This is a genomic window from Gammaproteobacteria bacterium (genome assembly GCA_035279405.1).
Lineage (GTDB): Bacteria > Pseudomonadota > Gammaproteobacteria > Natronospirales > REEB76 > REEB76.
This window is the reverse complement of sequence record DATEHU010000055.1, coordinates 1-25,417: the sequence shown is the minus strand read 5'-3', so window position 1 is coordinate 25,417 and position 25,417 is coordinate 1. Positions and strand designations below refer to the sequence as shown.

At 63.1% G+C, this 25,417-nt stretch carries 20 protein-coding genes; 15 read left to right on the top strand and 5 right to left on the bottom strand.

Annotation, left to right across the window (positions count from 1 at the left end):
• Window positions 1-387 precede the first annotated feature (387 nt).
• The 14 genes from VJR90_11150 to VJR90_11085 all read left to right on the top strand — a co-directional run bounded on the left by VJR90_11150 (window position 388) and on the right by VJR90_11085 (window position 19,477).
• The gene (locus tag VJR90_11150) at window positions 388-2,190 is read left to right on the top strand and encodes an O-antigen ligase family protein (GenBank protein HKV98026.1); all 1,803 of its coding nucleotides are present in this window, start codon (window positions 388-390) and stop codon (window positions 2,188-2,190) included.
• Window positions 2,190-4,775, top strand: coding sequence for a leucine--tRNA ligase (gene leuS, locus VJR90_11145; GenBank protein HKV98025.1), 2,586 nt, complete (start codon window positions 2,190-2,192; stop codon window positions 4,773-4,775). Before VJR90_11150 ends, leuS begins: the two co-directional genes overlap by 1 nt.
• Entirely contained in the window at window positions 4,775-5,290 is a 516-nt protein-coding gene (lptE, locus tag VJR90_11140; protein HKV98024.1) for an LPS assembly lipoprotein LptE, read from the top strand. Before leuS ends, lptE begins: the two co-directional genes overlap by 1 nt.
• A complete protein-coding gene (holA, locus tag VJR90_11135) occupies window positions 5,287-6,297 on the top strand; it encodes a DNA polymerase III subunit delta (GenBank protein ID HKV98023.1) in 1,011 nt (336 codons plus the stop codon). Before lptE ends, holA begins: the two co-directional genes overlap by 4 nt.
• Window positions 6,298-6,313: 16 nt before the next feature.
• The gene (gene nadD, locus VJR90_11130; GenBank protein HKV98022.1) at window positions 6,314-6,961 is read left to right on the top strand and encodes a nicotinate-nucleotide adenylyltransferase; all 648 of its coding nucleotides are present in this window, start codon (window positions 6,314-6,316) and stop codon (window positions 6,959-6,961) included.
• Window positions 6,961-7,335: a ribosome silencing factor gene (gene rsfS, locus VJR90_11125; protein HKV98021.1), complete on the top strand. Its 375-nt coding sequence runs from the start codon at window positions 6,961-6,963 to the stop codon at window positions 7,333-7,335. Before nadD ends, rsfS begins: the two co-directional genes overlap by 1 nt.
• 2 nt (window positions 7,336-7,337) lie before the next feature.
• Window positions 7,338-7,808, top strand: a complete 471-nt coding sequence (gene rlmH / locus VJR90_11120) for a 23S rRNA (pseudouridine(1915)-N(3))-methyltransferase RlmH (GenBank protein ID HKV98020.1) — start codon at window positions 7,338-7,340, stop codon at window positions 7,806-7,808.
• Between the two features lie 310 nt (window positions 7,809-8,118).
• Window positions 8,119-8,703 (top strand): Maf family protein, encoded by a 585-nt coding sequence (locus VJR90_11115; protein ID HKV98019.1) that lies wholly within the window; start codon window positions 8,119-8,121, stop codon window positions 8,701-8,703.
• Window positions 8,704-8,733: 30 nt separating this feature from the next.
• A complete protein-coding gene (rng, locus tag VJR90_11110; protein HKV98018.1) occupies window positions 8,734-10,200 on the top strand; it encodes a ribonuclease G in 1,467 nt (488 codons plus the stop codon).
• A 393-nt stretch (window positions 10,201-10,593) separates the two neighbouring features.
• A complete protein-coding gene (locus tag VJR90_11105) occupies window positions 10,594-14,451 on the top strand; it encodes a YhdP family protein (GenBank protein HKV98017.1) in 3,858 nt (1,285 codons plus the stop codon).
• Between the two features lie 12 nt (window positions 14,452-14,463).
• Complete coding sequence (locus VJR90_11100; protein HKV98016.1) at window positions 14,464-14,799, top strand: hypothetical protein; 336 nt, start codon at window positions 14,464-14,466, stop codon at window positions 14,797-14,799.
• Window positions 14,796-15,611 (top strand): carbon-nitrogen hydrolase family protein, encoded by an 816-nt coding sequence (locus tag VJR90_11095; GenBank protein HKV98015.1) that lies wholly within the window; start codon window positions 14,796-14,798, stop codon window positions 15,609-15,611. The genes VJR90_11100 and VJR90_11095 overlap by 4 nt, the downstream gene beginning before the upstream one ends.
• A 57-nt stretch (window positions 15,612-15,668) precedes the next feature.
• Window positions 15,669-17,108, top strand: coding sequence for a metalloprotease TldD (gene tldD / locus VJR90_11090; protein HKV98014.1), 1,440 nt, complete (start codon window positions 15,669-15,671; stop codon window positions 17,106-17,108).
• A gap of 386 nt (window positions 17,109-17,494) precedes the next feature.
• Window positions 17,495-19,477 carry a S53 family peptidase gene (locus tag VJR90_11085; protein HKV98013.1) on the top strand — a complete coding sequence of 661 codons (1,983 nt, stop codon included), beginning with the start codon at window positions 17,495-17,497 and terminating at the stop codon, window positions 19,475-19,477.
• A 185-nt stretch (window positions 19,478-19,662) separates the two neighbouring features.
• Here VJR90_11085 and VJR90_11080 read toward each other — a convergent pair whose 3' ends face one another.
• The 5 genes from VJR90_11080 to yjgA all read right to left on the bottom strand — a co-directional run bounded on the left by VJR90_11080 (window position 19,663) and on the right by yjgA (window position 23,593).
• Window positions 19,663-20,331: a hypothetical protein gene (locus VJR90_11080; protein ID HKV98012.1), complete on the bottom strand. Its 669-nt coding sequence runs from the start codon at window positions 20,329-20,331 to the stop codon at window positions 19,663-19,665.
• Window positions 20,328-21,095: a nucleotidyl transferase AbiEii/AbiGii toxin family protein gene (locus VJR90_11075; protein HKV98011.1), complete on the bottom strand. Its 768-nt coding sequence runs from the start codon at window positions 21,093-21,095 to the stop codon at window positions 20,328-20,330. Before VJR90_11075 ends, VJR90_11080 begins: the two co-directional genes overlap by 4 nt.
• 95 nt (window positions 21,096-21,190) lie before the next feature.
• Window positions 21,191-22,306 (bottom strand): 5-(carboxyamino)imidazole ribonucleotide synthase, encoded by a 1,116-nt coding sequence (locus VJR90_11070; protein HKV98010.1) that lies wholly within the window; start codon window positions 22,304-22,306, stop codon window positions 21,191-21,193.
• A gap of 259 nt (window positions 22,307-22,565) precedes the next feature.
• On the bottom strand, window positions 22,566-23,054 hold the full coding sequence (gene purE, locus VJR90_11065; protein HKV98009.1) for a 5-(carboxyamino)imidazole ribonucleotide mutase: 489 nt from the start codon (window positions 23,052-23,054) through the stop codon (window positions 22,566-22,568).
• Between the two features lie 44 nt (window positions 23,055-23,098).
• Complete coding sequence (gene yjgA, locus VJR90_11060) at window positions 23,099-23,593, bottom strand: ribosome biogenesis factor YjgA (protein HKV98008.1); 495 nt, start codon at window positions 23,591-23,593, stop codon at window positions 23,099-23,101.
• A 40-nt stretch (window positions 23,594-23,633) separates the two neighbouring features.
• On the opposite strand from yjgA, the gene pmbA reads away from it, so the two are divergent.
• Complete coding sequence (gene pmbA / locus VJR90_11055; GenBank protein HKV98007.1) at window positions 23,634-24,986, top strand: metalloprotease PmbA; 1,353 nt, start codon at window positions 23,634-23,636, stop codon at window positions 24,984-24,986.
• Window positions 24,987-25,417 lie beyond the last annotated feature (431 nt).

The window sequence follows — 25,417 nt, the reverse complement described above, 5'->3', positions numbered from 1 at the left end:
CATACATCCTGTATGGGCGTTCGCGGCCTTGCCGCTCACCCTGCTCCGCCAAAAGCCCAGCCCATGCGTCCTGCATGGGCGTTCGCGGCGTTGCCGCTTACCCTGCTTCGCCAAAAGTCCAGCCCATACATCCTGTATGGGCGTTCGCAACATTGCCGCTCACCCTGCTTCGTCCGGAAAGTCCAGGGAGGCCTTCCTGGTCTCCCGCTCGGAGCTGCGCTCCTCACCTCTTTTACACAAGGGGGAAGCAATCTGCATAGGGGCAGTAGTTGGAAACTTACGACTCAAAATCCCTTTACCCCCTTTTGTAAAGGGGGTAAGCGCGCTTCGCGCGTGGGGGATTTTCCGTGAAAGTGCATTTTGTCAGGTGCTCTCAGGGAGAATCTGGTGGCAGTAAAGACCGACACGCAAGCAACAACGCTGCCGACGCAGGAGCGTAAGCCGCAAGAAACGATTGACAGCAGTTCAAGGGGCGATATCCCGCTGCGCTGGTTCACCTCGATTCTGCTCTTGGTATTTCCAACCGCGACGCTGTTCGTGAATCGCGGCGACAGTTACGTGCTCGGGTTCCTGACCCTGATCGGGATTTGGGTGTGGTTGCGGGACGGCGCCCGCCGCTGGCTGGATCGGCCAACTGCGCTGCTCTGGATTGCGTTCGTGCTGTTCTTCGCGGTTGCCCTGCTGTCCTACCTTCTGGGCACGCAAACCGATGCCGGCTTTCGTTTTCTGGGGCGTTACCTGCGGTTCCTGCTGATCGCGCCGGTGTATCTTGCACTGCGCCGCTACCCGCCCGCGGCGAAAACCGTGTTCCTCGGGCTTGCCTTGGGCGCGCTGGTGAGCGGGATACTGGCGGCACTTCAATTCCTGCACGCGACGATCCCTATACGCGTGCAAGCTACGACCGGACTTTCGATCATCTTCGGCGATCTGGCCACCACTATGGTGATAGGTACGGTGGCAGGCTTTGGCTTAATGACGATTTCGAAACACAAATGGGTGATAGCGTTGTTGGCTTTGTGTGTGGCGGGTGGAGGGGTGGCCACCCTACTTTCCGGTACACGTGGTGCTTGGTTGCCTCTGCTATTGCTAATTCCAGCGTTAGTTACTGCACCTAGTGTTTTTAAGCGTCGTTATCAGTTGCTAATCTTCGTAACGATTATCACCATATTCTCAGCAAGCTACTTTATTGCGCGTACAGACACACGCGTACGGCTCATTGATGGCTTTAAAAATACAATAAATTATTTTGTTGCACTTAATACCCTCGACCATTCCAATCTGAATTCACAGTCACGGTTTCAATGCAGTAATACACAGAAATTTTTAGCAGCGTGGATAGATGTGGGAGCCGCAAATTCATCTATGCTACATGCGCAGGTCGTGAATGATGCAACACTGATCCATAACAATATATGCCGCTTGCCTTATGCAGTCAGGATTGACAATAGTGGTAAATCTGGATTGCTGAGATTCGATTTACCACGTGTATCACAGCGCGGCGATGGAGCTCAGCTAAGTAAAATTCTTATCAAAGGCAGCGGCATGATTAGGATTGGCTGGTCAACATCTCCTCCAAAAGAATTTAATGAAGTACAGTACGCGCCGTTTATTTTAAATGAAAAAGCAGGCGCCGCCTTTAGCATTAGTATTTATGTTCCACAAAAAAGTGTGGTTAAATTGGTGCCACTCAACAATTTTTTTGGTGAGTACACGTTTTCCATTGCTGATAATTCGGTAGGTAAGAGATTCGAAATGTGGCGCGCCGCATGGAAGATGTTTCTTGGGCATCCACTTCTCGGAGTGGGAATGGGGGCGTACCAGATGTACTCGCAACGCTTGATTCTGACCGACGAGATAGCTCCGTTTGTGCAAGATTATGATCATCCGCACAACGATTATCTGAATGCGCTCGCCAGTTCCGGTGTTGCAGGATTTCTGGCGTTGCTTGCCATTCTGGTCGTACCCGTTGTGCGCTTCTGGCGCGCAGTGCGTAGCAAGGATGCGGTGTCTCATGCGATCGGCCTGGCCGGCGCATTGACCGTGCTCGGATTCGCCATTTATGCTCTCACCGATACCATTTTTCTGCATTCCATGATGATTACCTGGTATGTCGTCTATATGGCGCTGTTCTACGCGTTGCAAGACGTGCAGGCCAACAAGTTGGCGAAACCACCCCTTCCGATACCATGATGCAACTGCAATATCAGCCGCAGGAAATCGAATCCAACGCCCGCCGCATCTGGCAGGAAGGCGGTTTGTTTGACGCCGCCGAACGCGGCGACGGCGGAAAGTACTATTGCCTGTGCATGCTGCCCTACCCCAGCGGCCGCCTGCACATGGGGCATGTGCGCAATTACACCATCGGCGATGTGATTACCCGCTTCCAGCGCATGCATGGCCGCAACGTGTTGCAGCCCATGGGCTGGGATGCCTTCGGCCTGCCTGCCGAGAATGCCGCCATCAAGAACCAGGTGCCGCCGGCCCAATGGACTTACGACAACATTGCCTACATGCGCGGGCAGTTGCGGTCAATGGGTTTCGCGATTGACTGGTCGCGCGAGCTGGCCACCTGCGATCCGAAGTATTACCGCTGGAACCAGTGGCTGTTCCTGCGCATGCGCGAGCGCGGCCTGGCCTACAAGACCACGGGCACCGTCAACTGGGACCCGGTGGACCAGACGGTGCTCGCCAACGAGCAGGTGATTGACGGCCGCGGCTGGCGTACCGGCGCGCTCGTGGAAAAGCGCGAAGTGCCGATGTACTACCTGCGCATCACGGACTATGCGGAGGAACTCCTGGCTGCGCTCGACGCTCTGCCCGGCTGGCCGGAGCGTGTCAGGACCATGCAGGCCAACTGGATCGGCAAAAGCGAGGGCGTGGAAATCGGCTTTCCATACGAAGGCGGTGTGCTAAAGGTGTTCACCACGCGCGCTGATACTTTGCTGGGCGCCACTTACGTGGCCGTGGCGGCGGAGCATCCGCTGGCGCTCAAGGCTGGGGCACAGAATGCCAAGGTGGCCGCGTTCGTCGAGGAGTGCCGCAAGGGCGGTGTGACCGAAGCCGAACTCGCTACCCAGGAAAAGAAGGGTGTGCCGACCGGGCTGTTCGTCCGCCACCCGCTCACGGATGAAAAGCTCCCGGTGTGGGTGGCGAACTATGTGCTCATGGGCTACGGCGAAGGCGCGGTGATGGCGGTGCCCGCCCACGATCAGCGGGATTTCGAGTTCGCGCGCAAGCACGATCTGCCGCTCAAGGTGGTGGTGCGGCCGGCGGAGAGTGAAGCGGCGAGCGCTTCGGAGATGCCGGCGGCATTCATCGAACACGGCATCATCGTGAATTCCAGCCGCTATGACGGGCTGACATCGGAACAGGCCATGGATGCGATTGCCGTTGATCTGAAGGCCAAAGGCCTGGGACAGAAGCGCACGGTGTACCGGCTGCGCGACTGGGGCATTTCGCGCCAGCGTTACTGGGGATGCCCGATTCCGCTGATTCACTGCGCGCGCTGCGGTGAAGTGCCGGTGCCGGACGATCAGCTCCCGGTCGTATTGCCGGAAGACCTGGCGCCGGACGGCAGCGGCAATCCGCTTGCGAAGTGCGAAGCCTTCGTCAACGTTGCCTGTCCGAAGTGCGGCGGGCCGGCGCGACGCGAGACCGACACCTTGGACACCTTCGTGGATTCGTCCTGGTACTTCATGCGCTACGCCTGCCCCGACAGCGATGGCGCCATGGTGGACAGGCGCGTGAATTACTGGCTGCCGGTGGACCAGTACATCGGCGGCATCGAGCATGCCATCCTGCATCTGCTGTACTCGCGCTTCTGGACGCGCGTCATGCGCGACCTAAGGCTCGTGAAATTCTCCGAGCCGTTCACGCGTCTGCTGACGCAGGGCATGGTGCTGAACCATATCTTCTTCCGCAAGGGCGCGGCCGGCGGCATCAGCTATTTCAGCCCCGAGGATGTGGAGATTGCGCGTGACGCCGACGGCCGGATTACCGGCGCCACGCTGAAGGCCGACCGCCGGCCGGTCGAATACGGCGGCATGGGCACCATGTCCAAGTCGAAGAACAACGGCGTGGACCCGCAGGCGCTGGTGGACAAGTACGGCGCCGATACCGTGCGGCTGTTCATGATGTTCGCCGCGCCGCCCGAGCAGACGCTGGAGTGGTCTGAAGCAGGCGTCGAAGGCGCACAGCGTTTCCTGAAGCGGCTGTGGAGAGCAGTCGCCGAGCATGTGAACGCCGGGCCCGCGCCGCGGCTCGACGCCGCCGCTTTGAACGCCGCGCAGCGTGAGTTGCGCCGCCAGGTGCATGAAACGACAGCCAAGGTGGGCGACGACGTCGGTCGCCGCTATACCTTTAATACCGCGGTGGCGGCCGTCATGGAACTCCTGAACGCCGTGACGCGCGACGCCGACGCCAGTGCCGGCGGCCGTGCGGTCCGGCAGGAAGCCTTCGAGAGTATCGTGCTGTTGCTTGCGCCCTTTGCACCGCACGTCTGCGAAGCACTGTGGCAAGAGCTGGGCCACGCACAGTCCATCATGCGGGTGTCGTGGCCGCAGGTGGACAATGCGGCGCTGGTGCGCGAGAGTGTGGAAATCGTGGTGCAGGTCAACGGCAAGCTCCGTGGCCGCATCAGCGTGCCGGCCGAGGCGGAGCGCAAGCATGTGGAACAGGCCGCCTTGGCTGAGCCTAACGTGCGCAAGTACGTCGAGGGCAAACCGGTCAGGAAAATCATCGTGGTGCCGGGCAAACTGGTGAACGTGGTGGTGTGATGCGATACGTGCCTCATCCAGCCTGCGTGTTGGCGTTCGCGGTGGTATTACTGGCCGGCTGTGGATTTCACTTGCGCCAGCCCGCGCATCTGCCCACCGCCATGCAACGTACCTATATAAGTGATGCCAGCGGCACCATCGAACTGGTGCGCCAGTTGCGCCGCAGCCTGATCACTCCCGCCACCCAGGTAACCGACGATGCCACCACCGCCACGGCCACGCTCAATATCCTCAGCGCCCGGCAGTTTCAACGCGTACTGTCGGTGAGCAACGTTGGCCAGCCGCTGGAGTATCAAGTGGCCTATCAGGTGCAGTTTTCCTTGACGGATGCTCACGGCAAAACCCTGATTGAGCCCCAGACCCTGACCCTGACGCGCAACTATGCCTACGACATCGCCAATACGCTGGGAGATACCGAGCAGGCGAACGTGCTCTACAAATCCATGGAGGACAACATGGCGCAATTGATCATGTTCCGTCTGCAGGCCCTGGGCCGTTCCGCAGGCAGCCATTGAAACTCAGTCCGGACAGACTGGATTCGCACCTGCGCACCACGCTCGCGCCGGTGTACCTGATCGCGGGCGATGAGCCCCTGCAGCGTGAGGAAGCGGCGGACAGTGTGCGCGCCGCGGCGCGTGCGCGCGGATACACAGATCGCGAGGTGTTTTTCGCCGAGCGCGGCTTCGACTGGAACCAGCTCGCGCGTGCCGCCGCGAGTTTGTCGCTGTTCGCCTCCAAACGCATCCTGGAATTGCGTCTGCCGACCGGCAAACCCGGCGATGACGGCGCCGAGGCGCTTAGTGCTTATGCCGAAGCGCCCGCGCCCGATACCGTGTTGATCGTGATCAGCGCCAGGCTGGAACGCGGCGGCGGCCGCTGGGGCGCGGCGCTGGAGCGCGCCGGCGTGCTGCTGCAGGTGTGGCCGGTGGAGGCGCGGGCCTTGCCGGCCTGGATCGAGCGCCGCATGCGCGCGTGCGGTTTGCAGGCGACGCCCGAAGCCGCGGCGTTTATTGCCGCGCGCGTGGAAGGCAATCTGCTCGCCGCCGTGCAGGAAATCGAAAAACTCCGGCTGCTGCAGGGCGAGGGTGCGGTGGACATCGCAGCGGCCGAAGCCGCGGTCGCGGACAGCGCGCGTTACGACGCCTTCAAGCTCGTGGATGCGGCGCTTGCCGGAGACGGCGCGCGTGTCGCGCACATACTCGATGGGCTGCGTCAGGAAGGCACCGAACCACCGGTGATCCTGGGAGCGCTGAATTACACGCTGCGCGATTTGGCGACCAAAGCCTGGCAAATCGAAGCCGGTACACCGGCTGCACAGGTCCTGTCAGCCGGATGGCCGCAGCGCCGCCCGCTGATCGAGCGCGCAATCAAGCGCGGGCGGGCAAGCGATTGGCAACACTTGCTGCAACGTGCGGCGCGCGTCGACCGTGTCGTCAAAGGTCAGGCGCCGGGGCGCGTGTGGGACGAGCTGCTGGCCCTGTCGGAAGGTCTGGCGGGCTTGCGGCTACCGGCCCGGGCCTAGGATCAGCCCCGCACGTATGCGCAAAATCGGAATCTTCGGCGGCAGCTTCGACCCGGTGCATTTCGGGCATCTGCGGCCGGCGTTCGAGATCCTGCAAACGCTGGCGCTGGATGAAATCCGTTTGGTGCCGGCGGGCAAGTCGCCGCTCCGCGATCCTCCGGTGGCGCCGGCGGCCCTGCGGCTGCAGATGCTGCAGGCCGCGGTGCATGATGCCGCGCATTTCATTGTGGACGAGCGCGAATTACGCCGCCCCGGACCGTCCTACACGGTGGACACACTCACCGAACTGCGGCAGGAGTTTCCGCAGGCACAGCTGGCGCTGATCGTCGGCATGGATGCGTTCCTGGGTTTCACCGAGTGGCACGAGTGGCGCAGCCTGTTCAAATATGCACACATAATCGTCGCACACCGGCCCGGATGGGAACTTCCGGGCGGCAGCGCGCTGACTGAACTGCTGTGCGAGCGGCGCGTGGATTCCGCCGCCGGGTTGTGGACCGAGGCCGCGGGGCGGGTGCTGCTGCAGCCGGTGACGCAACTCGAGATTTCCTCGACCCGCATCCGCGCGGCGATTAGCGCCGGCGGCGACCCGCTGTATTTGGTGCCGGAGCCGGTACGCGATTTGATCCTTAATTCCCATTGTTATACCCAAGCCGTGGTGCACTGATGCAGCCCGACGCATTACGTAATCTCGTCACCACCGCGTTGCAGGACATGAAAGGCGTGGACATCCGCGCGCTGGATGTGCGCGGCCTGACCGCGCTCACGGACTTCATGGTGATCGCGAGCGGCACTTCGGACCGGCACGTGAAATCGCTGGCGCGCAACGTGCAGGACGAAGCACGCCGCGCGGGCGTCAAACCCATGGGCGTCGAGGGCGAAGCGGAAGGCGAGTGGGTGCTGGTGGACCTGCGCGACGTGGTGGTGCACGTGATGCGCCCGCAGGTGCGGGATTTCTACAATCTGGAAAAGCTCTGGAGCATCGGGCCCGAAGCGGAACAAACTCCGCCGGCGCGCACCGCGTCCCGCGAGCGCGGCTGAACATGCGCATCCATCTGCTGGCCGCGGGCACGCGTCAGCCGGCGTGGATCAATGCCGGGTACGGGGAATTTGCCAAGCGCATGCCGCCGGAGTGCGCGCTGCGCCTGCATGAGATTCCACTGAGCACGGCCCGCAAAGGCCATGACGTGGCGCGCGCCATCGGTGACGAGGGCCGCAAAATGCTGGCCGCATTGCCGCGCGACGCCGGCATCGTGGCGCTGGATGTGGCCGGCCGCAGTTTCACCAGTGAAGCGTTCGCGCGCCAACTCGGCCGCTGGCTGCAGGATGGGCGCGATCTGGCGCTGATGATCGGCGGACCGGACGGTCTTTCGCCGGAGTGCCTGGCGCGCGCGGAGCTGAAGTGGTCGCTGTCGCCGTTGACGCTGCCGCACGGACTGGTGCGCGTGCTGGTGGCCGAGCAACTGTACCGCGCCTGGACGATTCTGAAAAGCCATCCTTACCATCGGGCATGAAGAACGTGCTGCGTGCTGCGTGCTGTGCGCGGCGCGCGGAGTTGCGCCGGTCTTCCTGGAGCGCTGACAAAATGAACTCGGCTGACAAATCCCCCCGCGCGCCAAGCGCGCTCCCCCCCTTTGCAAAGGGGGGGATTTAATGTGGGAGCGGCCGTACCGGCCGCGATTCGGGATCATCGCTGGGATCATCGCGGCGGAGACCGCCGCTCCCACAGCAGCGGTCATGAACAAAGATTTCATTTCAATTGTGGGAGCGGTCGTACCGACCGCGATTCGTGCTGCGTGAGGAGTGAGGAGTGAGGAGAAGACCTTGATCCCTGTATCTATATATCTTGCTTCCCAATCCCCGCGGCGTGCGGAGTTGCTGCGCCAGTTGGGGCTGCGATTCGAGGTGCTCGATGTCAGCGTGGATGAAACACCCCAAGTCGGCGAAGCGGTCGAAGCCTGCGTCACACGCTTGGCACGCGCCAAGGTCGAGGCGGCGCGCAGACGGCTGGGTCCTGGGTCGTCACCTCCGATCCTGGGCGCGGATACCGCCGTGGCCCTCGATCAGGCGATTTTCGGCAAGCCCCGCGATCGAAATGAGGCTTTGGAGATGCTCGCGCGCCTGTCCGGCCGCAGTCATCGGGTATTATCGGCGGTGGCGGTATGGGGCGCGGATGCGTTGCACACCGCCCTGAGCGTCAGCCAGGTCACTTTCCGCGCCATCAGCGCGGCCGAGGCAGCCGCTTACTGGGAAACGGGCGAGCCCAAAGGCAAGGCCGGCGGCTATGCCATCCAGGGACGCGGCGCGGTGTTTGTCGAACGCCTCGAAGGCAGTTATTCCTCTGTCATGGGACTGCCGCTGTATGAGACCGCGCAGCTGTTGCGCGCAGCGGGTCTGCGAATTCTGTAATTGGAGCACGGCTCGGGCCGTGCGCAGGTAATGAGCGAAGAGATTCTGATCAACGTCACGCCACGCGAAACGCGCGTCGCGCTGCTGGACAATGGCGTGGTGCAGGAGCTGTACATCGAGCGCCTGCAGCGGCGCGGGCTGGTCGGCAACATATATAAGGGCAAGGTGTCGCGTGTGCTGCCCGGAATGCAGGCGGCCTTCATTGACGCCGGCCTGGAACGCACCGCATTCCTGCACGCCGCCGATGTCCTCAAATCCGCCTACGAGGATCACAACAGCGAGCCGGCCGCGCCGCCCGACGTGCGTGCGCTGCTGCACGAAGGCCAGGAGCTGCTGGTGCAGGTGCTCAAGGATCCGCTCGGCACCAAGGGCGCAAGGCTTACCACGCGCATCAGTATTCCTTCGCGCTACCTGGTGTTCATGCCCGAAGGCACCGGTATCGGGCTGTCAAACCGCATCGAGGAGGATACGGAGCGCAACCGCCTGCGTGATCTGGTGCAGACCTTTGCCGAGAGCAAGCGCGGCGGCTACATCGTGCGCACCGCGGCCGAGGGCGCACCCGCGGAAGCGCTGCGCGCCGACATGCTGTATCTGGAGAAATTGTGGCAGACCGTGGCAGCGCGTGCCGCCGATACGCCGGCGGGCCAGCTGGTACACGCCGATCTGCCGCTGTCCGTGCGCATCCTGCGGGACTTGTTCGGCAGCGTGGTCGAGCAGGTGCGCGTGGATTCGGCAGATGCGTACGCACGCATGCGCGAATTTGCCACCATGTTCGTACCGGAGATGGCGCCGCGCATTCAACTGTACGACGGTGCGCGTCCGATCTTCGATCTGTACGGCATCGAAGATGAAATCCGCAAGGCCCTGGAACGCAAGGTCACACTCAAATCCGGCGGTCATCTCGTCATTGACCAGACTGAAGCCATGACCACCGTGGACGTGAACACCGGCGCCTATGTCGGTCACCGCAATCTCGAGGACACCATCCTCAAGACCAACCTCGAAGCCGCGCAGGCGATTGCCCGGCAATTGCGGCTGCGCAACCTTGGCGGCATCATCATCATTGATTTCATCGACATGACCGATTCCGACCACCGCCAGCAGGTACTGCAGGCGCTGCACCAAGCGCTTGCCAGGGATCGCGCCAAGAACCAGGTGAGCGAAGTGTCGGCGCTCGGGCTAGTGCAGATGACGCGCAAGCGCACGCGCGAAAGCCTCCAGCATGTGCTGTGCATGCCCTGCCCGGTGTGTCAGGGGCGCGGCGCACTGCGCACGCCGGAAACCGTGTGTTACGACATCTTCCGCGAAATCCTGCGCGTCACGCGCCAGTTCGAAGTGCGCGAACTGCGGGTGCTCGCCGCGCAGGAAGTCGTGGGCCGGCTGCTCGACGAGGAATCCACCGGTCTCGCGGAACTCGAGGCGCAGATCGGCAAGCCCATCCGCCTGCAGGCGGAAACGCTTTACAGCCAGGAACAATTCGACGTGGTACCGTTGTGAAGATTCACTTTGAGCGAGGCGCTCCGGCACGGTCCTGTTCTGCAGATCTTGCTGGCGTTCAAGTTTCGGGTATCCGCCTTTGGGAAAGGGGGATTGAGGGGGATTTTGAAAATCCTCCCCCTTTCAGGCTGCGCATTCCGGCTTCGCCTGAAAGCCCAGGGTTGCCGTCCCTGGCAACCCGCTCGCTGCTTCGCAGCTCGCCCTCCTTTTTCAAAGGAGGGGGGAACCTACACCGTGACACGGCGCTCGACCGGATTGCAATGCCGCCGACATTCCAATGAAAGTCAGAGTCTCACCCTCTGGCGCCATCCTTGTTGCCAAGGAGGGAGCAGACACGCTCATCGAGAGGCCGTGCGAGTTCAGCGTGAAAGCGGTGGTGTCAGGTGCCGGCCGATGAAAATGAAGCGCTGGCATCACATTACCTGGAAATCCGCGCTCGGCGTGGTGGCGGCACTGGTGCTGGTGCTGGCTGCCGCCGCCGGATTGTTTCGCGCGCTTGCGCCGCTGGTGCCGACGTACCGTGCAGAAACGCAGACTTGGGCGAGCCGCGTGTTGGGCCGGCCGGTGGAAATCGCCTCCATGGGTGCGCGTCTCGGACTCGTCGGTCCGGAATTGACGTTGGGACACGTGGCGATCCTGTCGCGCGATGGCCACTACGTGGTCATCGAAGCGCGCGAGCTGCGCCTCGGGCTCAGCTTGCGCGCCGTGCTGCACGGCCAGTTCTCGCGCCCCAGCCGCATCGTTCTCATACAGCCGCAACTGGTGCTGGAGCGTGAAACCGACGGCCGTTACGCGGTGCGCGGTCTCGAAGGCAGTCTCAATCCGGGCGCCCGGGAAACCGACTGGCGCGCGACCGCGGCCGAGGCCTTCGCACAGAACGCCGCTCTGCGCGTGCGCGGCGGCCAGGTGACCCTGATAGACATGCGCAGCCCGGCCGCACCGCTGGTGTTCCGCAATCTGCAGCTCAACCTCGACAACAGCCGCGACGATCACCGCCTGTCCGGGCGCGTGCAGTTGCCGGTCGAGTTCGGCCGTAGCCTGTCATTCAGCACGCAGGTGCAGGGCGGGGGCCTCGATCCTGCGGCCTGGCAATGGCAGGCGCAGGCTGAGGGAGATTCCCTCGACCTCGCGCAATGGCTGGAATACTGGCCAGCAGCGCAAGCACGCTTTCGCGGCGGCAACGTGGACGTGCGCGCCGCTCTGACGGGTGTAGGCACGCGCGTGGATCACGCCGAAGCGCGCATCAGCGCGCGCAAGATTGTGCCGGCAGACGCGTCGTCGAGTCTGGATTTGCTTGCCGGCACGCTGAACTGGACGCGCAGCGCTGCGGGCTGGACGCTCGCCGGCCGCGATTTGCAGTTGCGTCGCGGCGCGAATATCTTGCCCGTCAGCCAGTTCGATCTGCGTTATGCGCGTGCGGCGCCGGATTCCACAAGCTGGTCCGGCGATGCCAGCTTCCTGCGCTTGCAGGATATTGTGTTCCTGAGCACTTGGTTGCCTGCGGATTTCAGCGCCGCTACCGCGCGTCTGCAGAAACTCGCGCCCAGCGGTGATCTGAAAGACGTGCAATTCGCCGCGCAACGCGCAGCGGGGTCTTTCGGCCCATGGGCGTTAAGCGGGCAGTTTGACAATCTGGGCCTGCGCGCCGATGGCGACATCCCGGGTTTCAGCGGCCTGAGCGGCGCGCTCGACGCCAATCAGGATGGCGGCACGCTGACGCTTGCCGGCACGAATGCCACGGTGAATTTCGCACACCTGTTCCGCGGTCCGCTGACCGCAACCACGCTCAAAGCCGATGTGCAATTCCACCACGACGCCCAGGGCTGGTTGTTCACCCTGAAGGATCTGGCGGCGGCCAATCAGGACGTGCAGCAGGCCAGCGCCACGGGCACGCTGTTGCTGCCCGCGGATGGCAGCTCGCCGGTGATTGATCTGCAGGCCAGTGTGCAGAACGCCGATGCGCGCAGCAAATCAACTTACTTTCCGGTCGGCATTATGCCGAAAGAAGTGGTCGCGTGGCTGGACAGTGCCATCGTCGGCGGTCAGGCGCCGAGCGCCAGCCTGATTTTGCGTGGCAAACTCGCCGATTTCCCCTACGACCACGGGCTGGGCTTGTTTGACATCCGCTTTCACCTGCTCCACGGGCAACTGGATTTTGCGGATGGCTGGCCGCCGATTAAGGACTTGGATGCCGACGTGGAGTTCAAGAATCAGGGAATGTACGTGACGCTGCGGCAGGGGACGCTGCTCGGCGACCAGATCGGCGGCGCCACCGCGGATTTTGTGGATTTGCGCAACGGCATGCTGCACATCCAGGGTGACGCGCGCGGTGATGCCTCCGCGGCACTCACGTTCCTGCGCAACGGCCCGCTCAAGACGCGTTTTGGCCACGTGCTCGATGGACTGAGCGCAACCGGCGGCGCCGACATTGATTTGAATTTGCAGCTGCCGGTCGAGCACGTCGAGAATTACCGGCTCGCTGCCAATGTGCAGTTGCAGGATGTCGGTCTCACGCTGGTCTCGCTGCCACACTGGCCGGTGCGTGGACTGCACGGCACGGTCAAGATCACGCAGGACGGTGTGAGCGCCGAGAAACTGCAAGCCGCGTTTCTCGGCGCGCCGCTGAGCATCAGGCTCAGTCCCGGCACACGTCCGGACACAACACGCTTCACCGTCAACGGCGGCGCTCAGGCAGGGCCGTTGGCGGCGATGTTGCCGGCCGCATTCAAACCCGCGCTGAGCGGCGTGACAGCGTGGCAGCTGAGCGGAGCATTGCCCAACAAGCCGGCTGAAAGCAGCGCCGGTCTGTCGCTCACGTTGCAATCGGATCTGCGGGGTTTGGCCCTGGATCTGCCGCCGCCGTTCGCGAAGACCGCGGACGACGCCGTGCCTCTGCAGACCGTGCTGAATTTCGACGGCAACAAACTGAACCTGCGGATGGCTTACGGCACGGTGATGCACGGCGTGTACCGATTGCACGACGTTGACGGCGCCTGGCGTTTCGACCGCGGGAACCTCGTGTTCGGCGGCGGTACGCCCGCGTTGCCTGCCGCTCCCGGATTGATGCTCGACGGCGAGTTGCCGGAATTTTCATTGACTGACTGGAAAGGATTTTTGCCGACCGGGACGACTGCGGCTCCGGTGGCCCCGGTGTTGCCGCTCTGGTTGCGGGGTGCCGATCTGACCATCGGGCAATTTGCGGGCTTCGATCAGCGTATCCAGAACCTGCATCTCGGCCTCGCACGCGCGGCCGATCACTGGACGCTGGCGCTGTCCAGCCAGCCGATCGCCGGCACGATCAACTGGCCTTTCCAGCCGGACGCGCAGCACCCGATTGCCGCCGACATGCAGCGCGTCACGCTGCTGCGCAAGCCGCAGGTCGGCAACGCTGCGCATCCGCCAGCCAAGCTGGATCCGCACGCGATACCCCCGCTACAGATCGACATCAAGCAGTTCCGTTACAACGACATCGCGCTCGACAATCTGCATGTTGAACTGGAGCCGCAGGCGGAGGGCGTGAACCTCAAGTCCCTGACGGTGGCCAGTCCCGGCCTGGAGCTGCATGCCAGCGGTCAGTGGACTGTGCAGCCCGATGCCGGCACGCACACCGTGCTCGACGTGCAGTTGCAGAGTCAGGACGTCAAACAGACCCTGCAGGCTTTTGGTTTTGCGCCCGGGATCAGCGGCAGCCGCGGCGAGATGCAGGCCGAACTCAACTGGCCGGGCGGTCCGCTGGTCGAGATCCTGCCGGTGCTGAACGGCAAACTGCACGTCAAGCTGCAAAACGGCAGCCTGCTCGAATTGAAACCCGGAGCGGGCCGCGTCTTCGGCCTGCTGAGCATCAATGCGCTGCCGCGCCGGCTGCTGCTCAACTTCAGCGACGTGCTCGGCAAGGGCTTCGCCTACGATTCCATCGAGGGCACGTTCACCATCCAGAACGGCGACGCCTACACCAGCGATCTCACGGTCTCCGGACCCGCGGCCAAGATCCACATGGTGGGGCGCACCGGCCTGGTCACGCATGATTTCGACGAGGCCGTGGTGGTGGTGCCGAGCGTGGGTTCCACCCTGCCGGTAATCGGTGCGCTCGCCGGCGGCGTGGGCGTGGGCGCGGTGGTGTTCCTGCTCACCGAAATTTTCAAGAAGCCGCTCTCGGCGGTGGGTGAAACCCGCTACCACCTTTCAGGAACGTGGGATAATCCCAAGCTCACGGCAGTCGCCCCGCCCAAACCCGCCCCCGCCAAACCCTGAGCCGTCTGACGCATGCAGCGATTCATCAGCCTGTTGATATTTGCCGCGGCACTCACCGCAGCCGCGGATGCGCGCGCCACCGGCTACACCATCACGCCGGAAATGTGGATGCAGCCGCGCAGCGGTGAGGTCATGCTGCAGATGGCGCCGGTGCGCGCGGCGGTGCAGGACTGGATCAAGCACCCCGGCGCCAAGCTCGTGATCCTGCATTCCGGCGACGACATGGGCAGCCTCTGGGCCAGCGAGGTTCAGGACTGGCTGGTGTCCCTCGGCATTCCCTCAGCGGACATCGTGAAGCAGGTAAGCGGCCAGGACGAGAACGCGGTGACGCTGGAAGTCACGCCGTGACGCTCCACCAGGTCGCCGCCATCCAGATGAATTCCGGCACCGACGTCGCGGTGAATCTGCGCGAAGCCGGCAAGCTCATGGCCAAGGCCGCGGCCCAGAGTGCGGAATTGATTGTGTTGCCGGAGAATTTCGCGCTTATGGCGCGCACGGACGCCGAACGGCTCACGGCCGGTGAACTCGACGGCAGCGGCCGCATCCAGGATTTCCTCGCCGACAAGGCGCGCAATCTGCGCGTGTGGATCGTCGGCGGCAGCATTCCGGTGCTGGCCGGTGACGACAAGGTGTATGCACGCTGCCCGGTGTACAATTCCGGCGGCGAACGCGTCGCGTGCTACGACAAGATGCACCTGTTCGATGTCACCGTGAACGCGGCGGGCGAGTCCTATCACGAGTCGCGCGGCATTTCGGCCGGCGCACGCGCCGTGGTGGCGGACACGCCGTTCGGCAAGCTCGGCCTGAGCGTATGCTACGACCTGCGCTTTCCGGAACTGTACCGTGAGCTGGCCGCACAAGGCGCCACGCTGTTCACGGTGCCCTCGGCCTTTACCCGCACCACCGGCGCGAAGCACTGGGATTTGCTCATTCGCGCGCGCGCTGTCGAGAACCTGGCATTCGTGGTCGCGGCGACGCAGACCGGCCGGCACGCAAACGGGCGCGAGACCTGGGGCCATTCCATGATCGTGGATCCCTGGGGCGAGGTGCTGGCGCAACGTGCACGCGATCCCGGCGTGGTCATGGCGACCATTGACGGCGTCGCACAGCAGCGCCTGCGCCAGCGCTTCCCGGTCCTTGAGCACCGCCGGCTGGAGTAGTATCCCGATCCCGTAAAATTCATTACATTGAAGATGCAACGCTTACACAAGTCATCCATGGAAAATCCGCTGCAAATCGCCCGGCAGAACCTGCTCGCCCCCGGCGGGCTCGACGAACAGGCTATCGCGCGCACGCTGGATCACATGCTGCGCTACCGCGTGGACGATGCCGAGCTTTATTTCCAGTTGGCGCGTCATGAGTCCTGGTCGCTGGAAGACGGCATCGTCAAGGAAGGTTCGTACAACATCGAGCAGGGTGTGGGCGTGCGCGCGGTGTCCGGCGAGAAGACCGGCTTTGCCTATTCCGACGAAATCGTACTGCCGGCGCTGACGCGCGCCTCGGACATGGCGCGCGCCATTGCCAAGTCCGGAGGACAGAACGGCTTGCAGGTTTGGCGCGCCGCGGCGCCGCAGCGGCTGTATGCGCCGCTCGATCCGCTGCCGACGCTCAAGGACGAGGACAAGGTCAAGCTTCTGGAAGACGTGGACCGCGCAGCGCGGCGTCTCGACCCGCGCATCAAGCAGGTGATGGTGAGCCTATCGGGTGTGCACGAAGTGATGTTGGTGGCCGCGAGCGATGGCACCTTCGCGGCCGACGTGCGCCCGCTGGTGCGCTTCAACGTGAGCGTGATTGCGGAACACAACGGCCGGCGCGAGCAGGGCTACGCGGGTGCCGGCGGACGTTTCGGCTACCGGTATTTTCTCGAATCGGAGCGCGCGCAATCGCTGGCGCGTGAGGCGGTGCGTCAGGCGCTGGTGAATCTGGACGCCGGCCCGACGCCGGCCGGCAGCATGACCGTGGTGCTCGGACCGGGCTGGCCGGGAATCCTGCTGCACGAAGCCATCGGTCACGGCCTGGAAGGCGATTTCAACCGCAAGGGCACCTCGGCATTCTCCGGCCGTATCGGCAAGAAAGTCGCCTCCGAACTCTGCACCGTGGTGGACGACGGCACGCTTGCCGATCGCCGCGGCTCGCTCAATGTGGACGATGAGGGCACGCCTGCGCAGTGCACCGTACTCATCGAGAACGGCATTCTCAAAGGCTACATGCAGGACAAGCTGAATGCGCGCCTCATGGGCGTCACGCCCACCGGCAACGGTCGGCGGGAATCCTTCGCGCATCTGCCCATGCCGCGCATGACCAATACCTACATGCGCGCCGGCCCGCACGATCCGCAGGAAATCATGCGCTCGGTGAAAAAAGGTTTATATGCTGCGAATTTCGGCGGCGGTCAGGTGGACATCACCAACGGCAAGTTCGTGTTCTCGGCGAGCGAGGCCTATTTGATCGAGAACGGCAAAGTCACGCGGCCGGTCCGCGGCGCGACCTTGATCGGCAACGGTCCGGACGTGCTCACGCGCGTGTCCATGGTGGGCAATGACCTGAAGCTCGACGAGGGCGTGGGCACCTGCGGCAAGGAAGGCCAGAGCGTGCCGGTCGGAGTGGGGCTGCCGACGATCCGGGTGGATGAGCTGACCGTAGGCGGAACCTCCTGAATATATAACGACGTTCTCAGGAAACTCTGATCAATTCCGTTCGTGCTGAGCCTGTCGAAGTGCAGACGGAATTGCGCCTTGAGATTCGGGGGGGCTGCCGTTCACCCTTCGACTTCGCTCCGCTACGCTCAGGGCGAACGGGGTATAAATAAGAGGTTCCCTCATATTGAAAAATTCCGTTTATCTGCTAAACCTAACAACACACCCGGAACGCGCGTTCAACAGCTGATCCTGGCCGGCGTGGAGCGTGCGTACCCGGGCATTGACGTCGCGGCCTGTTCCTCTCTTCCTCACGGAGTGAGGGCACAGAAAATCAATAATGTCGTGATTGCACTGCGGGTTGCCGCGTGCAATTGAGGCGGCTTTCACTTTCCAGGGGTAAACACATGTTTTCCAAGAACAGATTGGTTCGGGCAGCCGGTTCGGTCTTGTTGGCTCTGGCGGCGGGCGTTTGCTTTTCGGCAAACGCGGCGCCACCCGCAGCGGGGCCTCTGGATGCCGGGCCCACGGACACCTCGCAACTCATCACCACCTCCATCATTCTGAATGTCACCGATCCTCAGGGACTGGCGAACTACGTGCAGGCGGCGCTCACGCCCGGCGACCGGAATTACCACCGTTTTCTGACGGTGGGCCAGTTCCGTCAGCGGTTTGCGCCCTCGAACCAGGAGATTCGCCAGTTCGTGCGCTATCTGGAATCCTTCGGCATCACCATAAATAAAATCTACGCGGACAATCTGGACATCACGGTGACGGGTACCGCAGCGCAGTTGAACGCCGCGTTCTCCACCGAGTTGCGTGACTACACGAAGAACGGCCGGCGGTTTCACCGGCCCGCTGCCAAGTTCAGCATGCCCGGCAGCTTCGCCCAGCTGGTGCTTGCCGTGCCGGGACTCGACAGCCAGTCCGGCCGGTTTCGTCCGATGAACCTGCGGATGCTGCCGGCGGTCGGCGTTCCGGGCCAGCCGGCGGGCAAGTACCCGGCAATGACCTGGCCGCAGAACAGCACGGCTACGGGTATACCCGGCGAATACACGGTCGGCGATGTGGCGAACTTCTACCAGGTCAATCCGCTGTATCAGGCCGGCATCAAAGGCCAGGGCCAAACCGTGGGCATCATGACCTTGGCCAATTTCAGCGAAGCCGATGCTTACGCCTATTGGCAGGATATTGGTCTCAAGGTAAAGGCGAACCGCATCACCAAGGTTCCTGTGGACGGCGGCATACCCGTGGCGACCGGCGTCGGCGATGACGAGACGTCACTGGACGTGGAGCAGTCCGGTGGCTTGGCGCCGCAGGCCAAGGTCCGGGTGTACATCGCGCCCAACACCAACGACGGCTTCATTGATCTTTTCTACACCGCCGCTTCGGAAAATGCGGCGGACACCGTGTCCATCAGTTGGGGCTTGCCGGAAGAGTTCTATTTCGCCGCCGCCAACGGCGGCGTGGACTTTACCGGCCAGATGCTTGCCATAGACCAGGCGCTGATGGAAGCCGCGGCCCAGGGCCAATCGGTATTTACCGCCGCGGGCGATTCCGGGGCCTACGACGTAAACCGCAGCTTGCCGGTACCTTACTTCAACCCGCAACTGAGCGTGGACTATCCGGCCTCGGACCCGTACATCACGGCTGCAGGCGGCACCACCATGCAGGGCTTGCAACAGTATGGTTTGCCGGATGGCTCCACGCTCAATATCAATATCGCGAGCGAACAAGTGTGGGGCTGGGATTACCTCGATCCGTTGTGCATCGCACTGGGCCTGGATCCAGTCAGTTGTGGCATCGAGTTTGGCGGCGGAGGCGGCGGTGTCAGCTCCTTCTGGCCGCTGCCGTATTACCAGCAATTCACGTCCGGCATCACCCAGACCCAACCCGGCCAGAGCCTGACCTGCAACACCGCCGGAGCCTGTGCGGCACTCGGTTTGACCGGCACGCCGCCGCAGACCCTGCTGACGCTGCCGGCGGGCTTCGTCGGCCGCAATCTGCCGGACCTGTCACTGAATGCCGATCCGCAGACCGGCTACGTACTGGTGGACTGCACGGACTTTCCGGAGCCCGCCAATCCCGGTTGTGCGGCGACGTTTTTCGGCGGCACCAGCTTCGTGGCGCCGCAATTGAACGGCATCACCGCGCTGGTGAATCAGGCTTCCGGTGGACGCGTCGGCTTGCTGAATCCGGTGATCTACACGCTGCAATCGGTGTTCGGCTACGGCAAGTACACGGGGTTCAATGACATCACCGCCGGTGATAACTGGTTCTACCAGGGCATCCCCGGCTATGACAACGGTGCGGGCATCGGCACGCTCAATGCCACCAACCTGGCGCTGACTTACGTGTTCCTGAACTCGCGCCAGCACGGCGGGCACTGATTTCGAGTTCAGTTCAACAAGCCCCTTGCCGGCCATCCGGCAAGGGGCTTTTTTATGTGTCCAGGCCGGGAGAATTCTTCAGGCGTTTGAGAACTTCCTTGCGTGACTTGCACACCAGCGTGGCGTGACCGAGCTTGCGGTTGGGGCACGCGAGGCCGTATTGAATCATCATGTTGGAGTGCAGGCTACTCAGGCAAATCCTGTAGCCAGGTTTGCAGTACGTGTTTCATGTCGGCGGCCTTGGCGAGTCGGCGTAGACGTTGTAGGTTCAATAATTCCATATCCATGTCTGCATGCGGCGGCCAGGTGCGATGACTGCGCGGGCTGGCCGCGAGATATAGCCAGTCGAACAAGGCTTTTTCCGGCGTGGCGCGCGGATGGTCGTACTGTTCCGCACGGCTGAGCCGGTCTGCGGCTGCACCGGCTTCGAGAATGCGGCGCGGCAGGCCGAAGAAATGCAGGCTGCCAGCCCGGGTGCGCTGCCGGCCGAGACGCGGCGGCGGCGCTCCCCGATCCAGCGGCACCACGGCAGTGACGGTATGGGATGGATTGTTGAGTACTCCGGCATCGCCCAGCACGGTGTTGAGTGACACCACGGCATCGGTGCGCAACCAGAATGCCGCGTCCGCCAGTGTGCCAGCGGGGCGACGCCAGCGGTTCAGGAACAAGCCACGCTGCACGGCTTGCAATTTACCGCGGGCTTTGCCGGTTTTGAGCCAGTAACTGAGACTGCTGGGTGCGACCGGGCAGCCCTTCGCGGTGCGCGCGAAGCGCGCCAGCAACGCGCGGTTCAGTACCGCAGGCGCATCCGCGGCGGCCAGGTGCTCCTCAAGAATGGCGCGCCAATCTTTCATGGCGGGAGTCTGCGTAACTGCCTTTCTGCGTATTCCCGCACACGCTGCTTCAAGGCGGTCCATTCGGTTTCGTCGAGGCGTGTGGCCACCTCAGGAGGAAGCGCGTCGCGTAACTCCGACATAAAGCGCGGCCAAGTCAAGCCCTCAAGGTGGGCGCGCAACACGGTGACAGGATTCGTGCCTTCCAATTTGGCGCGTTTCACGGCCCAAGTCACCTGTTCGGCTGAGGGCTGCTTGTCAGTGTGATGGAGCAGATCAAGGTCGTAAACGTCGCGTGGCACGCTGCGGCCGAGCAGGGCGGCCAACTTGCCGGCAATCAGCGCGGGTTCATCGTAAATATCCACCCAGAATCGTGCGATGCCTTTTGCCGCGCGCGGCGTAAACGGGTGCTGCACAACGGCACCCGGCACGGCCCGCGCGGAATCACGCGAAACCTCGATTTCAACATGTTGGCGGCGACCGTCGGCATCCTCGAAATTCACTTTCCAGCGCGGGCTGGCTTCAGCCTTGCCAGGTGCGGAAATTGTGAGATTGCGGAACGGCAGACCGCGTGCCGCTCCCTCGATGGCGTGTGCGATGCTGTGATGCAGGGAATCGGCGCTGCGATTTGGGTTGATGAAATCCAAGTCAATGTCTTTGGTGAGCCGCTGCTCGCCGAACAATGCGCGCAGCGCCCCGCCGCCTTTCAGCACAAAACCGCTGCCCCGTTTGTGGAAGATCTCGCGGGTCAGACGTTCCAGAAACTGCTCACGCAAATTGTCCACGGCAGGATTTCGCATGAAGTCTGTAATGCCAATAATCTTAGCATAATAAACTTCATCAATGAGACAGGGAGGGCGGTGATTACGTTACGGCAGGGTTACTGATCAAGGCCGGGGAAATTTTTCAAGCGCGCCAGCAGTTGCTTGCGGCTTTGACACACCAGCGTGGCGTGACCGAGCTTGCGGTTGGGGCGGGCTTCCTTGCCGTAGTCGTGATAATGCGCGCCGGGAATGTTGAGCACTTCCTTAAGCGGCGGCAGCGCGCCGATGAAATTCACCATCGCTGAATAACCGCTGGCGGAAGTGTCACCCAGCGGCAGGCCGACGATCGCACGCACGTGGTTTTCGAACTGGCTGGTCACCGCGCCCTCGATGGTCCAGTGGCCGGAATTATGCACGCGCGGCGCGGTTTCGTTGGCCATTAGCCGGCCGTTTTTCACGAAGAACTCCACGGTAAGTACACCGGCGTAATCGAAGTGCTGCAGGATGCGCCGGAGATAGAGTTGCGCACGCGTTTGCAGCTTGCGGTCCGGGTAAGGCGCGAGCGACAGGCGCAGAATGCCGTCGCGGTGGCGGTTTTCGGTCAACGGGTAAAAGCGCAAATCCCCGTGGCGGTTGCGCACGCCGATAAGGGACACCTCGCGCTCGAACTCGATGAACTCCTCCAGGATCAACGGCACGCCGCCGAGTGCGTTGAAGGCGCTGCCGAGTTCCGCCGGGCTGCGGATGAAACGCTGGCCGCGGCCGTCGTAACCGAGGCGCCGGGTCTTGAGTACCGCGGGATAACCGATGGCATGCATGGCCTCTTCGAGATCGGCCATGCTGTCCACGCTGCGGTACTTCGGCGTGGGGATTTTCAGTTGGCCGAACAGTTGTTTTTCCGAGAGCCGGTCCTGGCCGGCGGAGAGCGCCGCCACCGGTGGCAGGAACGGCTTGTCCTTCGGCAGCCCGGCAAGCGCCGCCACCGGCACGTTTTCCACATCGTAGGTGAGCAGGTCCACACGCGCGGCGAGTGCTGCGATTTTCTGCGCGTCGCTGAATTCGCCGAGAATAATTTCGCCTACCTGCGCGCCGGGGGCGTCCGGAGTCTTGTCGAGAAAGATGAACTTCAATCCGAGCGGGTAACCTGCGAGCGCCAGCATGCGCCCGAGTTGGCCGGCGCCCACGATGCCGATGGTTTTGACGGCGGTTGCCGTGGTGTTCTGCGGATTCATGCGCACTTTAAGCGATTCGATGCCGATGCAACGGCGAGTGACACCCCGCAGTAAGTATGGCCGCTGAAAAATCCCCCCGCGCGAAGCGCGCTCCCCCCTTTGCCAAAGGGGGGAGAGAGGGCGGCAGCGGCGACCAAAATCGCTATCGATAGCATGCTCCCCCCTTTGGCAAAGGGGGGAAGGAGGGATTCCATCGCCCGTTTGAAGTGCATAGCGAGATTCCAATGGACGCTCATGCGCGCAGGCCGGAGCGTGGAATTTATTTTGTTGGATCCGGTTTGGCGAGCACCGCTTCGGTTTGCTTCCGGCGGTACGCATCCAGGCGTTCCCGGATTTCGGCGTGCTTGTTGCCGAGAATCGCCGCGGCCAAGAGCGCAGCGTTGACCGCGCCGGCTTCGCCGATGGCGAGCGTGCCCACCGGCACGCCGGCCGGCATCTGCACGATCGAGAGCAGCGAGTCCACGCCCTTGAGCGCTTTGGATTTCACCGGCACACCCAGTACCGGCAGCGAAGTCTTGGCGGCGGTCATGCCCGGCAGGTGCGCGGCGCCGCCGGCGCCGGCAATAATCACTTCCAGTCCGCGCCCGGCGGCGGAGGCGGCGTATTCGAACAGCAGATCCGGGGTGCGGTGCGCCGATACCACCCGGGTTTCGTAGGGAATGGCGAGCGCGTCCAGGGTTTTGGCGCTGTGCTCCAGCGTCTCCCAGTCGGAGCGCGAGCCCATGATGACGCCGACGAGTGGCTTCATCGGGCTATTCTACCCGCGAGCAGAGGCCGGATAAACCGCCGGGTTCAGCGCAAGCCGTGGATATAGCGGAACAATTCGCGTGCATGCTGCGGCGATCGGCCGTCGGCTGTGTCCCGTGCGGCCTCGCGCAGCAGACGCCGCAGATGCGGGCGGTCGGCCTGCGGATGGCGCGCCAGAAATTCCTCGAGTGCGGCATCACCCTCCTGCAACAGGCGGTCGCGCCAGCGTTCGGTATCCTGAAAGCGCGCGCGCGATACCCGGTCGGCGCCGCGCAGTTCCTCGAGCCGGGCGCGGATGGGCGCCGCGTCCACGTCACGCATCAACCGGCCGATGTACTGGCGCTGGCGCTTGAGCGCGCCATGGCTGGTGATGCGGCGCGACTGCACCACGGCGTCGTGCAATTTCTCCGGCAACGACAGTGAGGCCAGCTGCTGTTCCGGCAATTCGGCCAGTTGCTCGCCGAGTTTCTGCAACGCTTCGACTTCGCGCTTCAACTGCGAGCGGCTGAGCGCTTCCGGAATGTCGTCTTCGCGGTTCATGGGCTTACAATACGCAGCCTTGTCTGGAAGTGAAACCGGGATGCACGCACGCGCCAAACATGATACTACGGGCTATTCCCGCGACCAGCTCGACGCCTGCGTCGAGCAGGTGCTCGGCGAGGCGCGTGTACAGGGCGCGAGCCAGGCGGAAGCCGGTGTCAGCGTCGACTCGGGACTGACGCTCACGGTGCGCCTGGCTGAAGTCGAAACCCTGGAGTACCAGCGCGACCGCGGCATCGGCGTAACGGTATATTTCGGCCAGCGCAAAGGCTCGGCGAGCAGTTCGGATCTGTCTCCGTCGGCGCTTAAAGAAACCGTGCGCGCCGCGTGCAGCATCGCACGTTATACCGCGGAGGACGACTGCGCCGGTCTCGCGGATGCGTCACTCATGGCGAAGGATTTCCCCGATCTGGATTTATGCCATCCCTGGGACTTGGCGCCCGAGCAGGCCATCGAAATTGCCGCGCGCTGCGAAGCGGCCGCACGCGGTTTCGATGCCCGCATCCGGAATTCCGAAGGCGCCACCGTGACCACACATCAGGGCTTGCGCGTGTACGGCAACAGCCATGGATTTCTCGCGGGTTATGCCAGTACCACTCACAGTCTCACCTGCGTTGTGATCGGCGGTGAGAGCGGCGGCATGCAGCGCGATTACTGGTACAGCACCGCACGCGATCCGCAGGAACTGGAAAGCGTGGAAGCGGTGGGCGTGAAGGCCGCGGAGCGCACTGTGGCGCGGCTCGGCGCGCGCAAACTCGGAACGCGCCGGGCCGCGGTGCTGTTTACGCCAGAAGTGGCGCGCGGTCTGATCGGTCACTTTCTCGGCGCCATGCGCGGAGGTGCCCAGTACCGCGAAGCGTCGTTCCTGTTGAAAGCCGCTGGACAGCAGGTGTTTCCCGATTTTGTGCAACTTTCCGAGCGGCCGCATCTGGAGAAAGCGCTGGCGAGCGCGGCCTTCGACAACGAAGGCGTAGCGACGCGCGATGCCGAGATTGTGGATCACGGGGTGGCGACTACCTATCTGTTGGACAGCTATGCGGCGCGCAAACTCAAACTCACAAGCACCGGCCACGCCGGCGGTGTGCGCAACCTCATCGTCAAATCCGGCGCACTGGACTACACCGGCCTGCTGAAGCACATGGGCACGGGCCTCGTGGTCACGGACCTCATGGGGCAGGGCGTGAATCATGTCACCGGCGATTATTCGCGCGGCGCCGCGGGCTTCTGGGTCGAGAACGGCGAGGTTGCCTACCCGGTCGAGGAAATCACAGTCGCCGGAAACCTGCGCGACATGTACAAGAACATGGTCGCGATTGGTAACGACGTGGATTTGCGCGGCAGCATCCGGACGGGATCTATACTTGTTGGAGAGATGACGATAGCGGGGGAATAGATTGTGCGGCTGCTCCGCAGCCGCCGTCATTCGTCATTCCGGCGGAAGCCGGAATCCAGAGCGGAATTGTGCGGCCGAAGGCCGCATGTGTTTTTCAGAGCGGGTTCCCGCACCCGCGGGCGTGGCACTTTCGTTTCGGCGAAAGTGCCCAAAGCCATTCCCCCGGAGCGCGGGTCGCCGGAAACCGCGACTGCCCTGCGCGCTTCCTTCGCTGCGGAGTCCCGCCGACAGGCCATCCCTGGCCTGACGGCGGGAGCGCGAACATCCTGTTCGCGCCCCTTCGGGCTTAGCCTTGCTCAGTCCAGTGCTCGGCTCGCGCTACGGGTACAAGAATCAACGCATCGACATCCAGTGCCTCTTGCTCTTCAGGCCCCCGTGGATTGCGCCGAGCGCGCAGCGCCCGCAGGGAAGAGCCTGCGAAGCAGGTCGGG